The 8610-nt window shown below is 61.1% G+C and carries 8 protein-coding genes; 6 read left to right on the forward strand and 2 right to left on the reverse strand.

Annotation, left to right across the window (positions count from 1 at the left end; genetic code table 11):
• On the reverse strand, positions 1-1163 hold a 1163-nt coding region (locus BG842_RS13680; protein WP_069451160.1), incomplete at its 3' end, for an MFS transporter.
• Positions 1164-1652: 489 nt separating this feature from the next.
• Positions 1653-2831 (reverse strand): rhodanese-like domain-containing protein, encoded by a 1179-nt coding sequence (locus BG842_RS13685; RefSeq protein WP_069451161.1) that lies wholly within the window; start codon positions 2829-2831, stop codon positions 1653-1655.
• A 257-nt stretch (positions 2832-3088) separates the two neighbouring features.
• Here BG842_RS13685 and BG842_RS13690 point away from each other — a divergent pair, with 257 nt between their 5' ends.
• From BG842_RS13690 to BG842_RS13715, 6 genes are all read left to right on the forward strand, one after another.
• Positions 3089-4189 carry a rhodanese-like domain-containing protein gene (locus BG842_RS13690; RefSeq protein ID WP_069451162.1) on the forward strand — a complete coding sequence of 367 codons (1101 nt, stop codon included), beginning with the start codon at positions 3089-3091 and terminating at the stop codon, positions 4187-4189.
• A 143-nt stretch (positions 4190-4332) separates the two neighbouring features.
• Entirely contained in the window at positions 4333-5502 is a 1170-nt protein-coding gene (locus BG842_RS13695) for an NAD(P)/FAD-dependent oxidoreductase (protein ID WP_083252523.1), read from the forward strand.
• A gap of 10 nt (positions 5503-5512) precedes the next feature.
• Entirely contained in the window at positions 5513-6349 is an 837-nt protein-coding gene (locus BG842_RS13700) for a DUF1641 domain-containing protein (RefSeq protein ID WP_069451164.1), read from the forward strand.
• Positions 6350-6495: 146 nt separating this feature from the next.
• The gene (locus BG842_RS13705; RefSeq protein ID WP_217493312.1) at positions 6496-6756 is read left to right on the forward strand and encodes a hypothetical protein; all 261 of its coding nucleotides are present in this window, start codon (positions 6496-6498) and stop codon (positions 6754-6756) included.
• A gap of 3 nt (positions 6757-6759) precedes the next feature.
• The gene (locus BG842_RS13710) at positions 6760-8280 is read left to right on the forward strand and encodes a hypothetical protein (protein ID WP_217493313.1); all 1521 of its coding nucleotides are present in this window, start codon (positions 6760-6762) and stop codon (positions 8278-8280) included.
• A gap of 117 nt (positions 8281-8397) precedes the next feature.
• Positions 8398-8610 (forward strand): hypothetical protein (locus BG842_RS13715; protein ID WP_217493314.1); only part of this gene is annotated, 213 nt, incomplete at its 3' end.

The raw sequence follows: 8610 nt of genomic DNA on the forward strand, positions 1-8610 counted from the left end.
ACGTAGCCGAAGCCGACGAGCCACCCGCCCGCGAGCGGGCCGATGGCGGTGCCGAGACCGAACGCCATCGTCAGCACGGAGAGCGTCGTCCCGGCGTTCGAGTTCCGCGCGATGTCACCGGCGAGCGCGAAGGCCGGTGCGAACACCATCGCTCCGGCGATTCCCTGCACGAACCGAGCGGCGACCATCCCGACCGGCGTCGCAACGAGTCCCTGTGCGAGCGTCGCGGGCACGAGGAGGACGAGGCCCGCGAGGATGAACGGCTTCCGGCCGTACCTGTCGCTCGCGGTGCCGACGGGTGTCTGCGTGACGACTTGACCGAGCGTGAACGCCGCGAACTCGATGCCGAAGAGCGTCGCGCTCTGACCGAGATGCTGGTTGATGATGCTCTCCAGGGGCGCAAGGATGGCGATGCCGATGGCCATGAAGAGCGACGCGATGCCGAGCGTGAACACGGAGTCGAGCACGCTGTGGCCGTCTCGCTCGAAGACGGCGACGCTGTGCTCGCCGCCCGCGTCTGCAGTATTCTCCGCGTCGATGTCGATGTCGGGGTCGCTCACCAGCGCGAAGACGAGGATTGCGCCGACGAGCGCACCGAGCGTGGCGATGTAGAACGCCGCCTCGAAGCCCGTGACCGCGTAGCCGAGGACGGCGTACGGACCGCCGTAGATGACGGTGCCCGCCGCCACGGGACCGATACCGAACCCGAGCATGCGGAAGGTGTTGAACACGCCCATCGAGCCGCCGCGCGTGTCGTCTGTGGAGAGGTCGTTCACGAGCGCGATGGTCGCCGGAACGGTGACGGCGACGCCGATTCCCTGTCCGATGCGGATGAGCAACATCGCGCCGTAACTCCCGGCGAGCGAATACGTGAAGTTCGAAACCGCGAGGATGAGCAGTCCGGCGACCACGAAGGCTTTCCGCTTCCCGGTCTTGTCGGATAGGGTCCCCGCGATGGGCTGGACGCCGCTCATGAAGAACCCGAACGCCGACAGGATGAGTCCCGTGACGAGGGCGGTGCTGAGGCCGAACGTTCCCCCGCTGACTACGCCGCTGGCGATGTAGAGCGGGAGGACGACGATGAGGAACGAATTCCCGATGGAGTCGGCCATCCGCGCGAACGCGAGGGCGAGAATTCGACGGTCCGTATCGAGGACGCCCACTATCGGGGTCCCTCCTCGATGTAATGATGTGTGCTGTGGCTCCGAAGCATTTCTTACTAACTACTCAGTTAGCCACGTGGATAAACGTTCCGGCGTGGCAGGTACCGACTAACTGATGGACAGGAATGAACGCTTGAAACGCGGGAATTCGGACGGATAGGGGTGGTATGAGATGTCTTCCCACCCGATTCCGTTGGATTGACTAGTCAGTAAGTATAGGTGGTTCTATATATCACACAACCGAATTACTCGCCCGCCATGCGGTTCGCCCCGGGCGTTCTTCGACGTGTTCGGCAGGGTTTTCAAAACGAGTGTCGAACCGCAAAACGTCGAGGGCAGTTACTGCCAGAGAGTGCCCGATACCAATGTTCCGAACGGCGCGACGTCGAGCGCCGAACAGACAAAGCTCGTGAATAGCCTACCTGTGAGTGAGATTCCGACGAGTGTTCGGGCGTTCACGTCGTCAGGAGGAGCGTCGATGTCGAATCGTTAGTCGTCGGCGACCACGCTGTCTTCGGTCGCCGCACAGCGGTTCGGTCCCAGTTCGAGTTCGTTCTCCTCGTCGACGTTTTCCGGTTGGTAGCTTCCCTGGTTCGTGGCGATGACCGTCTCGTAGTTCGGCGGTTTCGACGGGAGGTTCTCGAACATGTGCTCGACGAACGCCTCCTCGTCCAACTGGACGATTTCGTTGGTCTGCCGAACGGAGCCGACCGTCGTGACCATCGGCATGCCGGGCGTGACGTCCACGTACTCGCCGTCGTCGGTGACCGAGAAGTGACCCGGGAGAATCTTCACGTGGTCGGGAAGGGACAGGATGACCTTCTGGAGCGTCGCGTACTGGACGCGTGCCCCGTCGCGCGCGTCGGCGTCGGCGAACTGGAGTTCAGTGCGGCCGATGGACTCGACGAACAGGGTGTCGCCGGTCAACAGCGCCTCGTCGTCGACCAGCCACGAGGTCATGCCCGTCGTGTGGCCGGGCGTGTGAACCGACTTGATATCGACGTCACCGACGTTTATCGTGTCGTTCGGGTCGACACCGTCGAAGTCGTATTCGGGGTCACGCGTCGCGGCGGGCGAACCGAGGTGGTACGGGACGCCGAGTTCGTCGGCGAGTCGGCGACCGCCGGAGATGTGGTCGGCGTGGATGTGCGTATCGAAGACGTGCGTGATGTCGAACCCGCGCTCCGCGGCGGCGTTCTTGAACGTTTCCGTGGCGCGTGTCACGTCGATTGCGGCGGCCTCGCCGGTCCGTTTGTCGCCGGCGACGTACCCGAGACAGCCCTTGGAACGGCGCTGTAACTGGAGGATTTCCACGTCGTCGTTCCGCGTTGCGATGGGTACGACGTCGTAGAGCATGCTCCAGGATTCCATGCCGCCCTCGACCGTCAGCACGTTCTCGAACCCGTCCGCTTCGAGCCACTCGGCGAACTGTCCAGCCGAACTGCCGGTCGCACAGATGGTGATGATCTCGTCGTCGGCGTTGAGTTCCTCGCGGTGGGCATCGAAGTCGCCGACCAGTTCGTCGTTCGCGCCCGAGTACTCGACGTTCTCGGCCTGGGCGATGTGCCAGTCCGCGTAGTCCTCGGGGTTTCGCGTATCGAATAGGGTAACGTCGCCGCTCGCGTCGATCTTATCTCGCAATTCCTCCACCGTGATTTCCTGAACCATTACACCGAATTGTATTGTCCATGCAATAATAAGGGTTCGTCAGGACGGTTTTGTTGCCGGGTTATCGCTCCGATATCGGATATTCAGAACGGGTAATCCACATTATTGCCCCTTCTTCGACCGTTTCCGTATCATTCACTGACCTCCGGTGAGGCTCGGGGTGGTCTCGGCAGTATTGTGTGGTACTGTCCTAATTGTCTGGAACAAACCGGCAACCACATTACGTTGGGACCACTACGACGGATAGGTGACCTGCGATGTCTGATTCGGACTCGATACGTGAGAAACTCGATGGGCTCCCTCCCAGTTCTAAGTTCATCTACAAGACGCTCGAACGGAACGGTCGAATGACTCAAAAGGCCCTCATCGAGGAGACGATGCTGTCGGCCCGAACGACGCGTTACGGTATCAAGCAGCTCGACGACGCCGGATTACTTGAATCGTCACCGGCGCTCCGCGACGCCCGACAGACCTGTTACGGACTAGCGTTGAATGGCCCGGACCAGCGTGGCTACGCAAAGGACGTCCTCGTCGAGGCGGAGTGGCTCGCCGAGCGCTTGGACGAGGTGCAAAGCGACGACCCGTCGCTTCGCCTGATAGAGGCTGACACGGGCGACGCCTACGAGGACGGTCACATTCCCGGCGCGATCAAATTCGGCTGGTTGACGCATCTGACGGCGGAAAACGGCCGCGGCGTTCCGGAGAAAGGAACGTTCGAGGAGTCGCTCGGTCGGCACGGCATCACCGACGAAAGCACCGTCGTCCTCTACGGCGGCGAGTCGAACTGGTTCGCCGCCTACGCCTACTGGCTGTTCAAATATTTCGGCCACGACGACCTCTATCTCCTCGACGGCGGTCGTGACTACTGGGTCGAGGCGGGCTATCCCACGACGACCGAGATTCCGTCGTTTACGGAGCGCGAGTACGACGCGAGCGGTCCGTTCGACCACCTTCGAGCGACTCGTAGCGACGTCGAACGGGCACTCGCGGGGGACGTGACGCTGCTCGACGTGCGGAGTTCCGAGGAGTTCGTCGGTGACGTCCGGGCACCGCCGGACGGCGAGGGGATGCCCGCGACGATGGTGGGCGGTCACATCCCCGATTCCGTCCACGTTCCGTGGTCGAACATCTTCGACGACGACGGTTGGTTCAAGCGCCGCGACGAACTCCGGGACATTTACGAGGCGGAAGGGGTGGCGGCCGACGACGACGTTATCGTCTACTGTCACGTCGGCGAGCGCTCCGCCCTGACGTGGTTCGTCCTCTCCGAACTCCTCGGCTATGAGACCGTGCGAAACTACGACGGGTCGTGGAGCGAATGGGGAAACCTCGTGGACGCACCGATAGAGACGGAGTGACCCCACACGCTGCGACCGGTCTGTATCGCCCGTTTCCGCTCGGATACAAATTTTGCCGTCGTCTTTCGGTGTTGTGAGTATTGCACAACAATGTTGCTTCTATCTTTAGTTTGATGGGCGTGGGACCACATGTGTAAGTAGGTATGGTAAAGATAGTCGTTCTCGGTGCGGGTACGGGCGGTGCCATGACAGCGAACATCCTTCGACGGAAGTTGGGCACTGACGCCGATATCACGGTGGTCGACAAGAGCACGAAGCATATGTATCAGCCGTCGTTCTACCTCATCCCATTCGGCTATCTCGACGCCGAAGAGCAGGCTCGGGACGTCCGCGAACTCTTCAACAACGGCATCGAGTTCGTGCAGGACGAGGTGACCGGCGTCGACCCCGACGAGAAGGTCGTCGAGTGCGCCGAGGGCGACATCGAGTACGATTATCTCGTCGTCGCCACCGGCCATCGACTCGCGCCCGAAGCGACCCCTGGACTGCTCGAAGGGTGGGAGGAAACCGATTCTGTCTATCCGTTCTATCACTACGAGGCGGCGATGGCGATGCGGGAGGCGTTCGAGGACTTCGACGGCGGAACGTTCGTCGTCACCCAACCGGACACGCCCATCAAGTGTCCCGGCGCGCCGCTGAAGATGACGATGCTCGCCGAGGATTTCGCTCGGCGCAAGGGAATCCGCGACGAGACGGAGTTCATCATGACCCGGAACGCCGACCACCACTTTGGCGTCCAGCCCTACCGGGACAAACTCTACCAGTTGTGGGACGACCGCGACATTCAGTTCGAAGCGAACTTCTCAGTCGAAGAAGTCGACCCCGACGAGCAGGTCGTCCGCGCCGCCGACGGCCGGGAGATAGAGTACGACCTCCTCGCGCCGGTGACGCCCCAGTACGGCCAGACGGCCATCACCGAAGGCTCGCCCCTGACCGAGGGCAGCGAGGACGGCGAGTACGTGACGATAGACGAGCGCACGCTGCAGCACACGGAGTACGACGACGTGTTCGCACTGGGTGACTGTGAGAACGCGCCGCACTCGAAGACCGCGGCGGCCGCCCGCAAAGAAGCGCACGTCGTCGCCGACAACCTCGAAGCCCTCATCGAGGGACGGACACCGCACGCGAAGTACTCCGGCTACGCCGCCTGTCCGCTCCTCACGAAGAAGGGGAAGGCGATGATGGCGGAGTTCGACTACGAGGAGAGCATCTCCGCGCCCGTCGAGAGCAAGATGAACTGGATTTTGGACGTCAACGTGCTGCCGTCGGTGTACTGGAACCTCTGGCTGCACGGCTACGACCCGCTCCCGTAGGTGATCACGAATGAGTGATACACAGACCCAGGAAGCGGTTACCGAACGCGACTCGGAGGACCTCGACGCGCTCGTGGACAAAATCGACGACAACGCCGAGGACCTCATCGCGTTGCTCGACGCCCTCGACGCGACGCAGGGCCTCGCGGAGGAACTTGTCCCCGAACTGACGGACGTCGCCCGCGACAACCGCGAACCCATTCGCGAGCTTCGTGTCGCGTTCGAGCGCGAAGAGACGCTCGTCCTGCTCCAGAAGGTCGGGCACAACTCGGAACAGTTGGTCGAACTACTGGACGTGCTCGAAGTCAGTGCCGGGCTGACCGAGGACCTCGTGCCCGAACTCGTCACGGTCGTCCGCGAGAACCGTGCGACCGTCGAACGACTGCGAGCGGCGTTCGAGAAGGAAGAAACCATCATCCTCCTCGAACGACTCGGCGAAAACGCCGACGCGCTCGTCGAACTCCTCGAACTCCTCGACGTGACGCGCGGGCTGGCCGACGACCTCGTGCCCGAACTCACGGACGTTGCCCGGAACAACCGCGAACCCATCGCGGACTTGCGGCTTGCTGTCGAGGGGTTCGCGGACGCCCGCCGAGAGCGCGAGACGCCGGACATGTACGAACTGGGGCGAAACGTGGAGGGCTTGGTCGCGCTGACCGAGACGGCCGCCCAACCCGAGGTCGTCAACTCGCTCGACGCCGGATTGAGCGCGTTCACGGACGAGACGAAGCCGAAGAAACTCGGCTTCTTCGGCCTGCTCGCGGCGTTACGCGACAGTGACGTTCAACAGGCGCTCGGGACCCTCGTCGAAGCGGCGCGACGGATGGGGAGAGCGAACGACCGCTGAACCGGCGACCCGAGCGGGAGCTTAACTTCAATTTCTAGCGCGCCGAGTATCGATCTGTACCCGAATAGATGTCCCTCCCCGTCAGCGGAAAACATGGGTGAATGTAATTAAAGTTTAAGTCATATACTCGCGATTCTATGAATGGCATGTCCAACCATACCAACCTCTGTCGGTGGCAGGTAGGAACGAACACTCGTCTGCGAAAACGCGGGGACGGTAGTATGGACCCGCTTCTATGGCTCGGAGGCTTCCCGTCGCCCGTTCTCGAATTCTTCATCGTCGGCGTCGTTCTCTTCCTCATCGGCGCGGTGACGCTCGGGACGAACATTGAGGACGTTTCGGGTATCGAACAATCGAGCGTGCAGCGAACCCAACCAGAGCAGGACACAAATCTCATGGAGGACTGATTCATGGACTGGATCGTCCTTCAGTCATGGGGGGAAAATCTCGGTGTGCAGTACCAATCGGCCACCGCGATGGTCTTTTTCGTCCTCTTCTCGGTGTTGATGCTCGGCATCGGCTACGTAGCGAGTCGGCATATGAACAGTGAAGAGGACTACTACGTCGCGGGGCGCAACGCCGGAATCTTCGTCATCGCCCTGTCCATCTTCGCGTCGACACAGAGTGGTTGGGGTATCGTTGGCCTCTCCGGGACGGTGTACGCCATCGGTACCGAGTTCATGATGTGGGCGACGACGGTCATCATCTTCTCGTTCGTTCTTTCGTACTGGCTCGTCGGCCGGAAGATGCGCGTTCTCGGAACGACGGTCAACGCGATCACGGTTCCCGATGCGATGTATCATCGGTTCGAAGACGAGCGAGTTCGATTGCTGGGAACCGTCGCCGTCTTTCTTGGGTCGATGGGATATCTCGCAGCACAGTACGCGGCGTTGGGCATTATCATGTCGATAATCTTCCCCGTCGGTTTCATCACGGGACTCGTCATCGGACTTCTCGTCGTTGGAGTTTACACAGTCATCGGTGGCGTCCTCGCGGCGATTTGGTCGGATGCGATTCAAGGTGTTATTATGGCACTGTCCGGTGTGCTGACGTTCGCGTTCGTCGTCACCTCCAACCCCGGTGGCGTCGGCGCGATGATCAGCACCGTCCAGGCCGACTTTCCACAGTACTTCCAGTTTACGACGTTAGGCGGGAACGGTCTTGCACCCATTGGCCTTTTGCTCTCTATTCTAATCATCAACCTCACACACGCTGGACAGCCACAGGCGATCACGAAGTTCTACATGATTCGTCGCGTCTCGCTGCTAAAGTGGGGTGCACTCATCTCGGGGGCGGCGTATCTGATGACGACGCTGTTCTGGTGGGCCGGTCCGTACGTCCGTGCCGCCGTCGCACGTGGCGATATCCAGAGCTTCGAGAACCCGGATTTGGTGTTGCCGCTCGCACTCATTAACTTCGCTCCGGACGTGGTGACGGCGTTCGTGCTCACGGCCATCGTTGCCGCGATCATGTCCACGAGCAATGCGTTCCTCAACGTCGGTGCGTCGGCCGTCACACACGACTTCATGAAAGAGTACAGAAACACCGGGATGACCGACCGCCAGGAAGTCCTTTATGGGCGAATCGCAACCGCTTCGATTCTCGTCATCGCGGGGGTAATCGCGGCAACGTTCCCCGGTCTCATCTTCGTTCTCGGTGCCGCTGGCTGGGCCATCTTTGCGACGGTCATCTTCCCCGGCGTCGCACTCGCGTACAACTGGAAAGGTGCCACTACCGAAGGGATTCTCTGGGGCGGAAGTGTCGGTCTCTTGTTGACGTTGTTCCTGGCCTACGGTGGTCAGTACTTCAGTTGGACGATTCCGATGGGCTTTCTCGGCGGTCAGGTCGCGCAAGTCATCGGTATCGCGGTGTTCGTCCTCGTTTCGTTGGTCACGTCGACGGCCACGTACGACCAATTGAAACGGGAGTGAAGGCGGTTCTCGACACCGGACGCCTGAAGGGTGGTCGTCTGCCACCGAGTGTCCTTGCTGACGGTGGTGAGGAACGGATAGACGAATAGCATCTCACACATTCACACTTCGAATTCAATGACAAAGGATACACAAGACGTCTCGATTGTCGGCGACACCGACCCGAACGAGTATCAGTACGAGCGGTTGTTCGAACCGACGAGCATCGGCGATGTCGACCTGCGCAATCGCTTGATGATGACCGGCCACACCACGAACTACGCCCGAGGCTCCGAAATCACGGATACCCTCATCGACTACTACGTCGAGCGCGGTGAGGGTGGTATCGGG

Origin of the sequence: Haladaptatus sp. W1 (assembly GCF_001723155.1) — an archaeon.
Classification (GTDB): Archaea; Halobacteriota; Halobacteria; order Halobacteriales; family Haladaptataceae; genus Haladaptatus; species Haladaptatus paucihalophilus.

What these genes read in the sequence shown, in the direction of transcription:
- BG842_RS13685 (WP_069451161.1), bottom strand. Translation starts at nt 2,831, where the DNA reads ATGGTTCAGGAAATCACGGTGGAGGAATTGCGAGATAAGATCGACGCG.
- BG842_RS13690 (WP_069451162.1), top strand. Translation starts at nt 3,089, where the DNA reads ATGTCTGATTCGGACTCGATACGTGAGAAACTCGATGGGCTCCCTCCC.
- BG842_RS13695 (WP_083252523.1), top strand. Translation starts at nt 4,333, where the DNA reads ATGGTAAAGATAGTCGTTCTCGGTGCGGGTACGGGCGGTGCCATGACA.
- BG842_RS13700 (WP_069451164.1), top strand. Translation starts at nt 5,513, where the DNA reads ATGAGTGATACACAGACCCAGGAAGCGGTTACCGAACGCGACTCGGAG.
- BG842_RS13705 (WP_217493312.1), top strand. Translation starts at nt 6,496, where the DNA reads ATGTCCAACCATACCAACCTCTGTCGGTGGCAGGTAGGAACGAACACT.
- BG842_RS13710 (WP_217493313.1), top strand. Translation starts at nt 6,760, where the DNA reads ATGGACTGGATCGTCCTTCAGTCATGGGGGGAAAATCTCGGTGTGCAG.